The sequence below is a fragment of the Algoriphagus alkaliphilus genome, from assembly GCF_900103735.1.
Taxonomy (GTDB): Bacteria; Bacteroidota; Bacteroidia; order Cytophagales; family Cyclobacteriaceae; genus Algoriphagus; species Algoriphagus alkaliphilus.
Map to the genome: position 1 here is coordinate 132,204 of NZ_FMXE01000008.1, position 15,308 is coordinate 147,511.

Genomic DNA, 15,308 nt, shown 5'->3' on the forward strand with positions numbered 1-15,308 from the left:
GAATCTATTCATTAAAAAAAATCAGCCAAGCAAAGATCAACCCTGTTCTTATACCTGTAATCTTTCTCGTATTTGGTTTATTCGGTAAATTTAATTCCCAAGTCAGAGGAAATCGGGAAGTAAATTGAGGGCCTTCCCAAGCCTCCGCACCATTTTTTAGGAATAGGGAAAATACTCCAATCTTTTCCAAATTATTAAAAAGGTTTAATAAAAAAACCGGGCTATCCCGGCTTTAAGTTTTTCAGAAGTTATGGTGAAAGCCCACCTGCATCTGGGGTTTGGTAAATGCCACAGTGGTTTGATTCATCACTCCCAACTGCATTCTCAGGTTATTTTTCAGCCCATACCCCAATCCCATATAAAAGCGGTTTCTGTCAAACAGCTCTACCGAGCGACCATTTCCGATATCGGTTTGCCCATTAATAAAGATCTCATTGTAGAGTGCTAAGTAAACAACCCCCTGTTTCAATTCCTTTCCATTAAAGGGTACGTTTATGAAAAGGGCGTATCTGTATCTGGTCCGGAAGTCCTGATGTTCAAGCCATCGCTGTTCGTGCCTAAACCGATGGGTCAGATAAAACCTGCCTCCAACTTTTTGGGGTAAAAGAGCCTCTTGATAGATTCTATGTTCCTGTAAGGTGTGGTCACTTTCTCCAAAGTCTCCCGAGGAGATAAATGCATAACCCAAGGTAAAGGTAACATTGGTATCCTTTGGCTGATAGGTAACTCCGGTCCTAAGGAGAAGCTGCTCCAGATCCCCGCCCAAGTTCCAGTTTCGAAACTGATAATCCCCCTGAATCCCAAATTGACTCTCTTTAAACTTCTTAGTAAAGAAGTACATGTACCAAGCCCCAAGCTGATCATCATCAATGGCAGACTGAGCCTGAACGACCCCTGATGTCAACCAAAGAAGGCATATTAAAATGTATTTGTTCATATTTCCAAGGAAAGAGCGGAGCTTTTGGGGCTACCGCTCTTGAGTTAAATTACTTTGAATATCTAGGAAGACTGATTATCGTCTCCTCGATAAAGTTCACATTTCCGGTGCTGATATCATAGACTGCTCCTACGATTACCACTTCCTCGCTTTGGTATCTTCTGCTGAGTACCGGTTCCAATCCCCTCAGCATATTCACCTGTTCTATTACATTCTCCCGAACCGCTGCGGAGAGCACTTGATTTTCAGGCAAGTTCATGGCCTTCACCCTCAAAGCTGCCGGCTTGATGGAATTGATGAGGGTCACAATGTGGCCGGGAGGATTAGCAGGAAGTTTGATCGCTGCATCTACCGCCCCGCAGGATTCATGTCCGAGAACCACAATCAACTTGGTCTTCAAGGCCTCCACCGAAAACTCGATGGTACCAAAAGATGCCTCGGCCATCACCTGACCCGCTGTACGGGTGATAAACAAATCCCCCACCCCTTGATCAAAAATGATCTCACTGGGAACCCGGCTATCAGCACATCCCACGATAGTCGCAAAGGGCGCTTGGCCGGATTTATTGTCCATCAAATGAGAATCCGTTTGACGGGGGCGGGTACTTTTGTCATCCGTAAATCTCCTGTTGCCATAGATCAGTTTTTTCAATCCATAGTACGGATCGCCAAAAGCTGTGTCTCTGTCTGCAAAATATGTATCAGGTTCTACCTTGAGAAAACGAGCCACTTCGGGGCTAAGCTGCTGTGCTTGTGTTTCGAAAGAATAAATAAAGAAAACTCCCAAAAGGAAGTAAATGAATTTTGAACTAGTCATAGTTTTGGATAATATGTTCGTATTTGGATATAAAATGTTCCTTTCGCCCCCTTAAGGAGAAAGAATGGCAGAAAATCAGTCAAATGAAATCGGTCTAACTAAAAAAACTGGTCTCCGGAGGGATGTTCGGCAGAAAGGTACATTCATGAGGTAAGCATAAATCAAAGAAAATCGATTTAAGTTTGAAGACTTCCTCATTCGAAAAGTATTGATCCTGATCAAACCAATCATCCCTGTAGTCAATCCCTTTTCCTGTTTCTTCCATTTCCTCCAGCAAATCCAGATCCCACTCCGTTATGGAATTGATTTCAATCCGGTCCATCAAAAAAACTGAACCCAAAAAGGACACCCCTCCATAAGGGAACTGAAGCAGAAAGATGAGAAAGAATACGGATATGCGCATTTAAAGATTGATTGAACTCCTCAACGGCTTGTTCGCATTTTTGTTTTTAGCCAAAAGATGATTTAGAAAAATAATCAAACGGTCAAATCTTGGATATTCGATCAAAATGAAATTTATCAACTGAATATTAACAACTTGGCGCAAACAATTTACGATCAGTTTTTATTCAAAAATGTGATTTCATTCTGAGGCTGTCTCAAAAATAGATAGTTTAAAAGGCTAGTCGATTACTCGGCTAGCCTTTCTTGTTTAACTCAAAGTTTGTATTTTGAGGTGTGGAAAAACAAGACTCAAATGTAGTCTTTAAGGACTTCAATCCCAATCAGTTGATGCTTCTTCCCCCACTTTGGAAGATTTCATTCCCGTTCACCATCCTGCCCGGACGGTGAATTCGGTGATAGACCGGATCGATCTTTCTTCGATTACCCGGCTTTATTCGCAAAACGGAGCCAGTAGCTACCACCCCAGAATGCTGTTGAAGATTCTCATTTACTTTATCTGGAAAATTGCTATTCATCCCGTCGTCTGGAAAAGGCGATCCGTGAAAACATTGCCTTCATGTGGTTGGCGGGCATGCAGCGCCCGGATCACCAGACCATCAACCGGTTTCGCTCCGAGCGACTCCGGGATGTGATTGGCAAGATCTTCAGCCAAGTGGTGCTCATGGTTCATGAAGAAGGCCTACTGGACATCAAAACGGTGTTCACCGACGGCACCAAGATCGAGGCCAATGCCAACCGTTACACCTTCGTCTGGGGGAATGCCATCAAGAAAAGTAAGGAGCGGATCAGTAAGCAGTTGAAAGAACTCTGGGACTATGCCGGTTCGGTGGTCGCTGCGGAGCTGGGTAGTGAGGAGCCGGACTTTACCAATCCTGATCCGGAGAAAGTCATCCAGACCCTAGAAAAGATCAATCGGAACCTTAAACATCACAGGAAAAAAGCCAAAGACCTGCTTACCTCTGAGGAAGGGATACTAAAAAGAAAACAGCGGGCTACCGACGTAGAGCCCGTCTTCGGCCATCTCAAATACAACAATAGAATGGGCAGGTTCCTGCTCAAAGGCAAAGAAAAGATCGAAATAGAAACAGGTCTATTAGCCATCGCGCACAACCTGGCAAAAAAGGCAGGGTAAGACCTCCCTACTTTACTTTTTCAGGCTTTCAGGACATTGTTCTTCCCCTAATTATAAAAATCCACTGAAAATCAGCTGAGAAATCACTAAACTTGAGGCTGACTGAAAGTCAAAAAAAATGGAGCCAAAACTGAAAATCGGCCTCCATTGCGCAAATTCGGCTATTCAAATTTTCAAATGACCTTTTGAGACAGCCTCATCTTAATACTTCAAACTCCTCAAATACGCAATACTTTTTGGCAAAGCTTCCAACTCATGATCGCCCTCGTCTTCGATAAACATGTGTTTGATTCCTATCTTGTTGGCTTCACGAAGAATGGCAGGAAAGTCCAATTCACCTTGACCAAGTGGCACGTCATTTTCAGGTCCCGTCAATCCGGTCATATCTCTTGGAGCACCTTTTCTGAAGTCCTTCAGGTGAAGGGATACCCAGCGCTTGCCGTACTTTTTTAATAAAGCAACCGGATCACCTCCACCAAAATGCGTCCACATCACATCCATTTGCAGGGAAACGTACTTGGGGTCTGTATTTTCAACCAAGTAATCAAACAAAGTCCCGTTCCCATAGGGATGAAACTCATAACCATGCACATGGTATTTGAAAGTGAGTCCATTTTCTTTAAGGACTTTTCCACCCTCGTTGAAGACCTTGATCGCTCGGTCTGCATCTGCCTTGCTGAATTCACCCCGCTTGTGAGGAATCCAGGCGCACATCACATACTTGGCACCAAGGGCTTTTGCCTTGTCAGCCACCGCCTGAGGATCTGATTCCAAAGCTTCAAAACCGGTACCGGTGGATGGAAGGGAAATCCCACGATCTGCCAGCATTTTTTTGAAGTCCTCGACACTCACACCTTGGGGTGCACCACCTTCAAACTCGGTAAAGCCCATCTGCTGGATGATATCCAAGGACTCCGGTACCCCGTTTTTCCACTGATTTCGGAATGTATACGAGGCAAATCCAAGGGGAACTTGAAGCATGGGATCGCCTTTTTTCTGGGCGAAAGATTGCTGTGGGGAAATGATCCAGGAAAAGGCGAGGATCAGAAGGATTAGGATATTCTTCATAGGTTTATTCTTTTTTTCAACGGTCCACAGTCCACGGTCCACTGCTGCTTGTAAAGCACTTCAATCGATGAAGCCAAATCAAATCACTTAGTTAGTAGAATTTGGCGGCTGTCGACTGTCGTCTGTGGACCGTTGACAAATATTAAAGATTCATTTTATTCAACTCCTCCACCGCATAATTCGCGGCACGGGCAGTCAGTGTCATAAAGGTAAGTGTCGGATTTTGAGTACTTCCGCTCGTCATGCAAGCACCATCAGTGACAAAGACATTTTTGCAATGATGCAGCTGATTGTATTTGTTGAGCAGGGAAGTTTTGGGATCATTTCCCATTCGGACCCCGCCCATTTCGTGAATATCCGAACCCGGAGGCGCACCTGAGTCAATCACATTGATATTTTTGAAGCCCATCCGCTCGTACATCTCACTTTGTTGCTGCACGAAATCTGCGGTCATCTTATTGTCATTATCCTTCCATTCGACCGACATGATCAGCTTGGGAATTCCATATTTATCTTTTTCCTCCGCACTGAGACGGATGTGATTGGATTCCTCAGGAACCATTTCTCCCTGCATCCAGGCAGCCATGCTCCAGAGTCCATATTTTGGATTGAGCAGATTGTCCCGAAGCGCATCTCCGATCAGTTCACCGTTTCCGTCCAACTGACGGCTGCCTGACATTCCGATAGCATAGCCCCGCAGGAAATCCGTCTCCTGCCGATAGACATTTCGGAAGCGAGGTACATAGGCGTGTCCCGGATTTCTGCCCTCATTAAATTTGTCCTGAAAACCTTCAAACGCTGCGTTTCCTTTTCCTCTGTAATTATGGCAGGTGATGAATTTACCCATCAGGCCATTGTCATTTCCCAAGCCGTTGGGGAATCTGGAAGACTTGGAATTGAGCAAAATCGCATTGGAGTTGATCGTAGAGGCGTTGACAAAAATAATTTTGGCATAAAACTCGATTGATTCCTGAGTGAGTCGATCAATCACCCGAACACCGACCGCCTTGCCTTTTTGCTCATCATAAATAATCGATTCCACCACTGAATCCGGGCGAAGGGTCAAATTTCCGGTCTTTCCAGCCCAAGGCAAGGTCGAAGCATTGGCTGAAAAATAGCCTCCGTAAACACAGCCACGATTACACATGTTTTGGTTCATGCACTTGTTACGTCCCTGATCCTTGTGAATCTGCTGTGGATCAGTGAGGTGCGCACATCGCCCTTGGATGAGGTGTCGATCTCCATACATTACCTTTAATTGCTCACTGTAATGTTTTTCAAGGCAACTCAATTCAAAGCCCGGTTGTACGATTTGATCCGGAAGCACATCCAGTCCATCCCGACTGCCCGCGAAACCCACAAAAGTCTCTACATAGCTATACCAAGGCTCCATGTCTTTGTACCGGATGGGCCAGTCGACGGCATAACCATCCCTTACCGGGCCTTCAAAATCAAAATCAGACCAACGCTGCGTGCCTCTTGCCCATAAAAGGGACTTTCCTCCTACATGGTAACCACGAAACCAGCGGAAAGGCTTCTCCTCAATATAGGGCTGTTCATCTTCTGCCAAAGCCCAATGCATGGTTTCTTCCCTTTTCCAATTGGCAGCACCCACACCGGATCGTTTATCAACAGGGACTGCGCCACGAAATTCAAATTCCCAGGGCGCCTTGGAAGCGGTAGGATAATCTTCAATGTGTCGAACCATCCGTCCCCGCTCCAACACTAGGGTTTTGAGGCCTTTTTCGGTCAATTCTTTGGCCGCCCATCCACCGGACGCTCCAGAACCAATCACTATCGCATCGTAGCTGCGTTTTTCTTTTGAGTCTTGTAACATGTCGTTTTGGGTTTAGGTTTGGAGGACATCCACACATCCGTGATAGAACCCCGGTGCTACCTGATAGCCTCGATAGTCTGCCATGACTTCCTTGACGGTGGTAAAGCCATTGACCGTCTGAGAACGCATCAAACTGTAAAACTTATTTTCACCTTCAATTTCAGAACTCTTCAACGCAAGCAGCACTTTTTCTCTCTCCTCCCGAGAAAAGTCACCAAATCCAGACTTTTTCAAAGATTTCAACTGCGCCTTAATCAGCTCCTGTTCTTCTTTTTCATAACAATGCTCGAAAAGCTTGATCAAAAACTGATCTGTACCAGTACTGAGGGCACCGATAGGTTGTGCATCAGGAGTGGGTACCTTTGGAGGAAGACCTGTTGGAATAAAAGTATCGGCAATTGCTGAAATCAATTGCTCCTCATCAAAGCTAAAAAAGCCGGAGTGAGTCAACCGATCAACGATTTGCCATTTCCAGTCGACTAGCACCAGACCTGCTATTCCAGCAACTGATCCTCCGATGATTTTGAGGGATTTACGTCTATCCATGAATTTGGTATTTTGGGCGAAAGCGTGCCTACAAGTTAGATTTTTTTGAAAAAGACCAAACAAAAAAAGGCCGGAATTCCACCAACGGAATTTCCGGCCTTTCAGGTCAATTTTCCAAAGCTGTTATTTTCTGTAATCCAATGGTGCCTTTCGGTCACCCACCAATGCTTTATATTCAAAATCAGCTCCTCTTCTTCGGTTCAATTCCTCCAGAGCTTTGACAGTAACGGATGGATCTTTGAAAATATCCATCGCAGTCAAGGTAAGTGTCTTGGCAGCGACCATCATTCCTTTTTGCCCGATACTCATTCCTCCGGCGGCCACTGCCTGCCAAGTATGGGCCGAAGTTCCGGGAACCCATGTCGCGGCCCCAAGACCAACCGTGGGAACCAACCAGCTAATATCTCCCACATCAGTAGAACCTCCTCCCCCCTCTTCACTCACGATAAAGGGGGTAATTTTTGCAGCATCTTCCGGACTGGATTTGACACCTGCAGGATAGGTTTTAATGATGTCCTCCGCAAATTTTCTTTCCTCAGGAGAGTAATTTACACCTCCGATTGTCTCCAGATTTTTATGCATGATTCGGGCGAGTGTCTCATTGGGAAGGAGGTTATAAACTCCATTAATGACTTCATATTCCATACGGGTTTGCGTGCCTAAAGCAGCACCTTCAGCCGTTTTCACCATTCTGGCAAAAATCTCCTGAACCACCAGCGCATTCGGATGTCTTACATAATGGTAAGATTCGGCAAAAGCAGGAACCACGTTGGGAGCTTCTCCTCCCCGGGTAATGACGTAGTGCATTCTGGTCTCCATCGGCACGTGTTCACGCATCAGATTTACCATGAAATTCATCGCTTCCACTGCATCGAGAGCTGATTTCCCGCGCTCAGGTGCTGCAGCAGCATGAGAAGCTTCACCGTAAAATCTGAATTTGGTCGAAATATTCGCTAAAGATGATGTTGCTCCGGCAGCATTTTGAGATCCGGGGTGCCAGTGCATCATCACGTCTACATCTTTGATCAAACCAGCACGAGCCATGTACACTTTTCCTCCACCGCCTTCTTCAGCAGGAGTCCCATAGACCCTTAATGTTCCTTTGATGTTATTTTCTTTCATCCAATCCATCACCGAAATACCGGCCGCAACAGAGGCTGCTCCAAAAAGGTGGTGACCACACGCATGTCCTGCGCCACCTTCTACAACTGGCTTTCGAAATGGAACTGCTTCCTGTGAAACGCCAGGAAGCGCATCAAATTCAGCCATGATCCCGATGACAGGCTTGCCTGAACCATATTCTGCCACGAAGGCTGTAGGAATTTCCGCAACGCCTGCTGTCACTTTGAATCCTGCGTCCTTCAGCGTCTTTTGCAATAGTGCCGAGCTCTTTGTTTCCAAATATCCCAACTCGGGATTAGCCCAGATCTGCCGGGCGATATCACCATAAAAGTCAGCTTTGGAATCGAGCTTTTTCAGGACTTCATCTTGCCCGAATAGGGGCGAAAATGAAAAAAGCAATAGTAGTAGGATTAAGTACTTGTTCATGTAAGGCTAGTTTTTTTGGCAAAATACTAATTGTTCTGATTTGAATGATCCAATATTCAACTGAATCCAATTTTGAACAGGCCTCCAAACAGGGGAATTCTGTTTGAAAAAAAAATAAAATTTTATTCTCCTCCCGTTATTATAGCAATCAATTAACTTTCAGGCAATTGTATTTTTATTATTTTCCGTAACCCAACCTAAAAACACTATGAAAAAACTTTTGAAAATCGCTGCCTACCTGATAGGCGCAGTAATTCTGATCTTGATTTGCGTATTGGCTTTTCTGCAACTTGGATTCCCCAAAGTGGATCCGGCTCCGGAACTCAGCATTGAATACACTCCCGATCGAATCGAAAGAGGTGCCTACTTGGCAAATCACGTTACCGTCTGCATGGATTGCCATTCAACTCGCGACTTTTCTGAATTTTCCGGACCTCCCAAGCCGGGAACCTTGGGTGCAGGTGGCGATCGATTTGACCATAGCATGGGACTTCCCGGTGTGTTTTTTGCAAAAAACATCACACCTCACGGGATTTCAGATTATACCGATGGGGAGCTGTTTCGACTGATCACTACAGGAGTGACCAACGACGGACGCCCCATGTTTCCCCTCATGCCCTATGCCTATTATGGAAAAATGGATCCGGAGGACATTTATGATATCATCGCTTATATCCGTTCACTTCCAGCCGTGAATAGCGAAATCCCGGATTCTGAGCCCGATTTTCCGGTAAACCTGATTTTAAGAACTATGCCTGTAAATGCCTCTCCTACCAAAAAACCAGCCTCAAGCGACCAAGTAGCTTATGGCGGGTATCTTGTCAATGCTTCTGGTTGTGTGGAATGCCACACCCAAGTAAGTCCACAAGGAATGATCCTACAGGATGTGAAATTTTCAGGAGGGAGAAGTTTTCCATTTCCTGACGGTTCGATAGTAATCTCATCCAATATCACTCAAGATACAGAAACTGGCATCGGCAATTGGACTGAGGAAATGTTTGTTGGTCGATTTACGCAATACGCAGATTCTTCCTATGTAAACCCGAAAGTTGCTCCGGGTGAATTCAACACCATTATGCCTTGGACCATGTATTCAGGAATGAAAGAAGCGGATCTCAGGGCTATCTATGCTTACTTAAAAACTATCGATCCCATAAAAAATGAGGTAGTCAAGTTTACCTCCTCAAAATAGTCAGCTCTTAGTTTTATCTGAATTTAAGGAAGCCTCAGAGACTGGGGCTTCCTTTTTTACTGCCTTTTGTGACACCTATCACCAAGTCTTGGGCAAAAGGATTTCTAATTTTCCAGCAGATTGGAAAGGTATTCTCCTTTCTAAATCAAATAGAAACAAAATCAATACGACCAAAAGTAAGTTTATGAAATCCTCCAGGAGAAAATTTATTGCCCAACTCGGTGCCTTAGGTGCAAGCACCGGATTGGCAGGAATCGCCTCTGGGGCTCCATCCTCCGAAATTAATAATCCGGAAAACCCTTCCACCTCTTTTACCCTCAACATCCTCCAAACTACCGATGTGCATTGCCAAATTCATGCACACGATGAGCTCTTTTGGGAAAATGGAAAGGCTGTCTATCGGAAAACCGGCGGCTACGCGCACCTTAAGACTTTCCTGGATCAGAAGCGAGAAAAAATGCAACACAGCTTCCTAATGGATACCGGGGATATGTTTCAGGGTTCGGAGCTTTCTGTAAAAACTACTGGGGAGGCTATGGTTCCTATTCTCAACGCCTTGGATTACGACCTTTACCTTCCGGGCAACTGGGAAGTGATCTACTATAAAAAATCGATGCAGCACCTTCTTGGTTCATTGAGCGCACCAAAGGTCTGTGCCAATATGTATCATGACTTGGGTGAAGGCAAAAAAGGTGAATTGATATTTCATCCCTACCACATTTGGGCTGTAAACGGAGTAAAAATTGGCTTCTTGGGTTACACCGATCACTTGGTACCCCTTCGACAATCCCCTAACTACAGTAAAGGCATCATCTACACCAAACCTGAGGAAAACCTCGCTCACTATGTGGAAGTGCTAAGAAATCAGGAAAAATGTGCTTTTGTAGCAATAGTTGCCCATTTGGGGCTATCTCAACAAATCCACCTAGCTAATCATCCGGCCTGCGAGGGAGTGGATTACATACTGGGAGGCGACACCCATGAGCGGGTGAGAGTCCCGATCCAAGCCAAATACGCCAAAGTGGTGGAACCGGGAGCTTTTGGCTCTTTCGTCGGAAAGCTGGAACTGAAAATCAAAGATGGAAAGGTAGTGTCCGACACCTATGAACTCATGGAAGTCGATTCCAAAAAATACCCGGAGTCTCCTAAGATGAAGGAGATTATCGCACAATATGAGGGTCCGTACCTGGAGGACATCCAGAAAGTGGTAGGCTATTCGACCATTCCGTTATTTCGCTATTTCGTAATTGAAAACACAATTGACACAATGATCCTGGACGCCATTGATTGGCAAGTGCCGGATGTAGACATCGTACTTTCCAATGGTTTCCGTTTCTGTCCTCCGCGATCCACCCCGGATCACACAGGAAATATCCCAATCACAAACGGATTTATTTTTGACATGCTACCTGTAGACAGTACCATCCGGACAGGGAAAGTGACCGGAAAACAGATTCAAGAGTGGCTAGAACAAGAGCTGAATAACGTATTCGCTGCAGATGCCTCGAAGCGATTTGGTGGTTGGGTGATCAAGTTCAAGGGAATGGAAGTGAAGTTTAATGCTTTTGGCGAAGAGGGAAAACGCGTTCAGTCTGCGATGGTTCATGGACTGCCCCTTGACCTAGAAAAAGTCTATAAAATCTGCGCCTGTGAACGTGATGGAGATCCGGACGACATGCTTTGTCGATTCAGAGGAGTAAAAGACACTCAAAACACGGCATTTACACTACATCAAGCGATGAAAAATTACCTCGGAGAAAACTCCCCCGTTACCCCGACTCCTCCTAAATCAGCCGAGGCGCTTGATGCCCCGGCCACCTTACTGACTCAGGTGAGTGGAGTTGATTATGAGTTCAGATAACTAAATGCTGATATCCGAAAAAGGATGGTGAAAAGTGTTTAATCACCCCCTAAGCCGACCAAATGGTCGGCTTTTTTATTAATCTTGGTGGGAAAACGAATTTATACCCCCTATGTCAATCAAATTCAGCTCAGGAAATTTTTTATTAATATGCCTTTTGCTTTCAGTTCTACTCCTTTCAGGCTGCAACTTTGTACACAAATCCTCTGATTGGGATACTACCCGGGTAGAAATTGCAAGAGATGAGTTTGGGGTACCTCATATTTTTGGCAAAACAGATGCAGATGTTGCCTATGGGCTTGCTTGGGCGCATGCTGAAGATGATTTTGAAACGATTCAAAAAACAGTTTTGGCTGGCAAAGGCTTGGCAGGACGAGTATTTGGAGAAGAGGGCGCAGGAATTGACTTCTTTGTGAACCTGCTGGAAACAAAGAAAATAGCGAAAGAAAAATACGATGAAACCTTTTCATCTGAATTCAAAAAAGTCCTGGAAGGCTATGCTGCAGGGCTTAATGATTATGCTTATGCCCACCCCGGACAGGTACTTTACCAACCTGCTTTTCCAATAAGCCCCAAAGAAATAGCCTCTGCTTATATTCTGTCACTTGCTCAAATGTCAGGTGCCGATCGTGCTGTTCAAGCGATTGTGAGTGGAAATGTGGACCTTATTCCTGAAGACCCTCAGCCAAAAGGCTCAAATGCAATCGCTATTCATCCTTCACGTACTGATACAGGCGAAGCTTTCCTGGCCATCAACTCCCATCAACCCTTGGAAGGCCCGGTAGCTTGGTATGAAGCCCATTTACACTCAGATGAAGGATGGAATGCACTGGGAGGACTTTTCCCTGGGGGCGCGATGATTTTCCATGGCGTAAATGAGCACTTAGGTTGGGCGCATACGGTTAACTCACCTGACTTTTTGGATATCTATCAACTGGAAATCAATCCTGAAAATCAGAATAAATATGCTGTCGATGGAGAATGGCTGGAATTGGAAGAAAGGACCGTCTGGCTGAAAGTCAAACTTTGGGATCTGATTACCATACCAGTCCCGAAAAAGGTTTGGAAAAGTATCTATGGTCCTACCCTTGTCACAGAACAAGGCACTTTTGCCATTCGTTTAGGCGCTTTGGAGCGGATCGGCGCACCGGAACAATGGTGGAAAATGAATAAATCCAAAAATTTTTCGGAATGGAAAACTGCCATGAGCGCCATGCAGCTCAGCAATTTCAATACCGTCTACGCGGATAAATACGATACCATTTTCTACGTCAGCAACGCCCTTTTGCCAAAAAGAACACCGGGGTTTGACTATTCCGGCACTGTCCAGGGAAATACTAAAAAGACACTCTGGACCGAATTTCATTCTTTCGCTGACCTTCCCCAACAGGTAAATCCACGCTCAGGCTACCTGTACAATACCAATCATTCGCCATTCAAAGCATCTGCCTATTCTGACAATTTATCGCCTGATCAATACCCTTCTGAAATGGGATTTGATCTTCGGAACAATAATCGATCTACCAGATTTCGTGAGTTAATGCCTGAATCAGGTACGATCAGTTGGGAAGAATTTGAGCGGATCAAATACGATCAAACCTTACCGGAAAATTTAGCTTTCCGAACCGATATGAGTTTACTTTTAGATTTGGATTCTGCCCAATATCCGGATATTGAAAAGCAAATCAAGGCCTTGAAAAATTGGAATCGTGAGGCCAATGTCGAAAGCGAAGGCGCTGCACTTTTTGCATTCATTTACTACTATTGGCGGGAAGAGTTTGCCAAATCAGGCCGAAGCTTTGAAACCAAGTTGACAGATGCTGAGGCAGCACAGGGGATTCGTGCAGCCAAAACCCATTTTGAAACCCACTTTGGAAAACAATTGGTTGCCCTGGGGGAATACCAAAAGTTGGTACGCGGAGATAAGGTGCTACCCATTTGGGGGATCGATGATGTACTCACCACTATCCGATCCACACCCTGGGAAAATGGAATGCGAAAAGCCACACAAGGTGAATCCTATATCCTGATGGTCAAGTTTGGGGACGGTCTGCCGATCATCGAATCCATCAATGTCTATGGAGCAAGTAACCGACCCGAAAGCCCCCATTATGCAGATCAAATGGAGCGGTTTATCAGCCGCGATCTAAAAAAGATGACCTTGGATAAGGCGGAAGTATTAAAAAATGCAAAGCGGGTATATCATCCGGGACAGTGACAATTTGTGAATCCATTCAAATTTTTGGATTGCCTTTGTCCCTGATGTTCAAATTTAAATATTAACCCCGAAGGGGTGTCACTATTGTAGAAAGCAAAGTGTTCAATTAACCATAACCCTGAAGGGGTGAAATTAATCAATCCATTCAAAAAGGTATTTTTCTTCAAATGGAATCTCGAATTTCCTTAAAAAGCTAAAATATTCTTCCCTAAACGTTTTGGATCTGTGGTGCTCCTCTTGTTTCAATATGTATTTATATACATTGTTTAACTGAGAGTGAGTATAAGAGAACACTCCATAGCCATCTTGCCATAAAAATTTACCTTTTACAAATTTGTTTTCATTAATAAAATTTGAAGAGTTGTTTTTAACGTCTCGAATCAGGTCTGAAGGACATTGAGATGGCTTCAATCCTACAAAAACGTGAACATGGTCGGAAACCCCATTTACGATTATGGACTTTTGCCCTTTATTAGTGATAATCCCTGACATATATTTAAAAACATCATCTCTCCAGGGCTTTAGGAGAAGGTTTTGTCTTCCTTTTACTGCGAAGATGTATTGGATATAAATTTGATGAAAAGTGCCTGCCATGATCAAAAAGGTTAAATAGAAAATCAAGATATATTATTCATAAATATCGGGTTTTAAGGAATTTATTAAAAAAACAACTTCAATATTATGTCATAATTTCACCCATGATCATTTCACCCCTTCGGGGTTTTGGAGAATCTGTTTCTTGAATTTTCCCTACAATCATTACATCCATTCGAGATTTTTCGCACAATACCTTTCAATTGTTCTATAATTCATTCATTCCTAGAATTATTTCATCCCTTCGGGATTTTGAAACCTTACTTCAATTTTGGTTCTACAATAATCACATCCCTTCGGGATTAACGCCCTTAGTCATGGTTTTTTAAAATTTAGAAGTAGGCCAAAATGAATGTAAATCAAATTGAAGATTACATTTTTGGGATTTCTACCTAGCTTAGCTTACTGTTTACAGCCCGCCCAAACTCTGAAGAAATGCGAACCCACCTAGCCAGAATTCCCTCTTTTTTTGCTTTGCTTTTAGCGTTTTCCTGCAGTCCAAAAGCGACATTCCGAATCATTGACAAACCCATCACCTGGAATTCCGAGCGGGAGCAGCTTTCCATCCAATACCTCAAAGACCGTCATGGACTGGACAAATCTACCGCCACAATCGAGCCTCAAATGGTGGTCGTCCACTGGACGGCTATAAAAACTGTCGAAGTGACTTTTGATGTCTTTAATCCTCCGACTTTGGGAGGTCGAGCGGACTTGACGGGAGCGAGTAATCTGAATGTTTCCAGCCAGTTTTTAATTGACCGGGATGGGACGATTTTCAGACTTTTGCCGGACACCACCTTTGCTCGGCACGTAATTGGCTTAAACTATCTGGCAATCGGAATTGAGAACATCGGGGGCGAGGATATGCCATTGACCAAAGCCCAACTGAAAGCAAATGAATTATTGATTCGACATCTCAAACGGAAATATCCCATCGACTATGTCATCGGACATCATGAATATCAAAATTTTCAAAATACCAACCTCTGGAAAGAAAATGACCCAAACTACCGAACTGTCAAATCTGACCCGGGGGATAAATTCATGAACCAGCTTCGTAAAAAACTTTCCGATCTCAACCTAAAACCTGTTCCAAAGCTCTAATCTCCGTGATCTGTACCTGCCTGACCGACTTCAGATTCCCACAGCCGTG

14 protein-coding genes are annotated in these 15,308 nt (G+C 44.4%); 5 read left to right on the forward strand and 9 right to left on the reverse strand.

The genetic code is table 11. From position 1 onward, the window contains the following. Positions 1-241: 241 nt before the first annotated feature. The 4 genes from BLQ81_RS07250 to BLQ81_RS23085 all read right to left on the reverse strand — a co-directional run bounded on the left by BLQ81_RS07250 (position 242) and on the right by BLQ81_RS23085 (position 2,674). Entirely contained in the window at positions 242-937 is a 696-nt protein-coding gene (locus BLQ81_RS07250) for a DUF2490 domain-containing protein (RefSeq protein WP_092729286.1), read from the reverse strand. Between the two features lie 49 nt (positions 938-986). Beyond that, entirely contained in the window at positions 987-1,754 is a 768-nt protein-coding gene (locus BLQ81_RS07255; RefSeq protein ID WP_317042024.1) for a carbonic anhydrase, read from the reverse strand. Between the two features lie 94 nt (positions 1,755-1,848). Further along, a complete protein-coding gene (locus tag BLQ81_RS07260) occupies positions 1,849-2,157 on the reverse strand; it encodes a hypothetical protein (protein ID WP_092729287.1) in 309 nt (102 codons plus the stop codon). Positions 2,158-2,479: 322 nt separating this feature from the next. Then, positions 2,480-2,674, reverse strand: coding sequence for a hypothetical protein (locus tag BLQ81_RS23085; protein ID WP_407640241.1), 195 nt, complete (start codon positions 2,672-2,674; stop codon positions 2,480-2,482). A gap of 32 nt (positions 2,675-2,706) precedes the next feature. Here BLQ81_RS23085 and BLQ81_RS23090 point away from each other — a divergent pair, with 32 nt between their 5' ends. Beyond that, a complete protein-coding gene (locus tag BLQ81_RS23090) occupies positions 2,707-3,291 on the forward strand; it encodes a transposase (RefSeq protein WP_407640242.1) in 585 nt (194 codons plus the stop codon). Positions 3,292-3,492: 201 nt separating this feature from the next. On the opposite strand, the gene BLQ81_RS07270 is transcribed toward BLQ81_RS23090, so the two are convergent. From BLQ81_RS07270 to BLQ81_RS07285, 4 genes are all read right to left on the reverse strand, one after another. Continuing rightward, a complete protein-coding gene (locus BLQ81_RS07270; RefSeq protein ID WP_092729352.1) occupies positions 3,493-4,359 on the reverse strand; it encodes a sugar phosphate isomerase/epimerase family protein in 867 nt (288 codons plus the stop codon). Between the two features lie 142 nt (positions 4,360-4,501). Beyond that, on the reverse strand, positions 4,502-6,196 hold the full coding sequence (locus BLQ81_RS07275; protein ID WP_092729288.1) for a GMC oxidoreductase: 1,695 nt from the start codon (positions 6,194-6,196) through the stop codon (positions 4,502-4,504). A gap of 12 nt (positions 6,197-6,208) precedes the next feature. Continuing rightward, on the reverse strand, positions 6,209-6,742 hold the full coding sequence (locus BLQ81_RS07280) for a gluconate 2-dehydrogenase subunit 3 family protein (protein ID WP_092729289.1): 534 nt from the start codon (positions 6,740-6,742) through the stop codon (positions 6,209-6,211). A 123-nt stretch (positions 6,743-6,865) separates the two neighbouring features. Beyond that, complete coding sequence (locus BLQ81_RS07285) at positions 6,866-8,290, reverse strand: amidohydrolase (protein WP_092729290.1); 1,425 nt, start codon at positions 8,288-8,290, stop codon at positions 6,866-6,868. Positions 8,291-8,498: 208 nt separating this feature from the next. Between BLQ81_RS07285 and BLQ81_RS07290 the strand changes: the two genes are divergently transcribed. The 3 genes from BLQ81_RS07290 to BLQ81_RS07300 all read left to right on the forward strand — a co-directional run bounded on the left by BLQ81_RS07290 (position 8,499) and on the right by BLQ81_RS07300 (position 13,561). After that, entirely contained in the window at positions 8,499-9,482 is a 984-nt protein-coding gene (locus BLQ81_RS07290) for a c-type cytochrome (RefSeq protein WP_092729291.1), read from the forward strand. A 184-nt stretch (positions 9,483-9,666) separates the two neighbouring features. Next, positions 9,667-11,343: a bifunctional metallophosphatase/5'-nucleotidase gene (locus BLQ81_RS07295; RefSeq protein WP_092729353.1), complete on the forward strand. Its 1,677-nt coding sequence runs from the start codon at positions 9,667-9,669 to the stop codon at positions 11,341-11,343. A 112-nt stretch (positions 11,344-11,455) separates the two neighbouring features. Continuing rightward, positions 11,456-13,561: an acylase gene (locus BLQ81_RS07300; RefSeq protein ID WP_092729292.1), complete on the forward strand. Its 2,106-nt coding sequence runs from the start codon at positions 11,456-11,458 to the stop codon at positions 13,559-13,561. Positions 13,562-13,693: 132 nt separating this feature from the next. Here BLQ81_RS07300 and tnpA read toward each other — a convergent pair whose 3' ends face one another. After that, a complete protein-coding gene (tnpA, locus tag BLQ81_RS07305) occupies positions 13,694-14,155 on the reverse strand; it encodes an IS200/IS605 family transposase (protein WP_092729293.1) in 462 nt (153 codons plus the stop codon). A 435-nt stretch (positions 14,156-14,590) separates the two neighbouring features. Between tnpA and BLQ81_RS07310 the strand changes: the two genes are divergently transcribed. After that, positions 14,591-15,259 (forward strand): N-acetylmuramoyl-L-alanine amidase, encoded by a 669-nt coding sequence (locus BLQ81_RS07310; RefSeq protein ID WP_092729294.1) that lies wholly within the window; start codon positions 14,591-14,593, stop codon positions 15,257-15,259. Positions 15,260-15,308 lie beyond the last annotated feature (49 nt).

Coding starts and splice junctions, on each gene's coding strand:
- BLQ81_RS07270 (WP_092729352.1), bottom strand. CDS start 4,359: ATGAAGAATATCCTAATCCTTCTGATCCTCGCCTTTTCCTGGATCATT.
- BLQ81_RS07310 (WP_092729294.1), top strand. CDS start 14,591: ATGCGAACCCACCTAGCCAGAATTCCCTCTTTTTTTGCTTTGCTTTTA.
- tnpA (WP_092729293.1), bottom strand. CDS start 14,155: ATGGCAGGCACTTTTCATCAAATTTATATCCAATACATCTTCGCAGTA.
- BLQ81_RS07290 (WP_092729291.1), top strand. CDS start 8,499: ATGAAAAAACTTTTGAAAATCGCTGCCTACCTGATAGGCGCAGTAATT.
- BLQ81_RS07295 (WP_092729353.1), top strand. CDS start 9,667: ATGAAATCCTCCAGGAGAAAATTTATTGCCCAACTCGGTGCCTTAGGT.
- BLQ81_RS07275 (WP_092729288.1), bottom strand. CDS start 6,196: ATGTTACAAGACTCAAAAGAAAAACGCAGCTACGATGCGATAGTGATT.
- BLQ81_RS07285 (WP_092729290.1), bottom strand. CDS start 8,290: ATGAACAAGTACTTAATCCTACTACTATTGCTTTTTTCATTTTCGCCC.
- BLQ81_RS07255 (WP_317042024.1), bottom strand. CDS start 1,754: ATGACTAGTTCAAAATTCATTTACTTCCTTTTGGGAGTTTTCTTTATT.
- BLQ81_RS07250 (WP_092729286.1), bottom strand. CDS start 937: ATGAACAAATACATTTTAATATGCCTTCTTTGGTTGACATCAGGGGTC.
- BLQ81_RS07260 (WP_092729287.1), bottom strand. CDS start 2,157: ATGCGCATATCCGTATTCTTTCTCATCTTTCTGCTTCAGTTCCCTTAT.
- BLQ81_RS07300 (WP_092729292.1), top strand. CDS start 11,456: ATGTCAATCAAATTCAGCTCAGGAAATTTTTTATTAATATGCCTTTTG.
- BLQ81_RS07280 (WP_092729289.1), bottom strand. CDS start 6,742: ATGGATAGACGTAAATCCCTCAAAATCATCGGAGGATCAGTTGCTGGA.
- BLQ81_RS23085 (WP_407640241.1), bottom strand. CDS start 2,674: ATGAATAGCAATTTTCCAGATAAAGTAAATGAGAATCTTCAACAGCAT.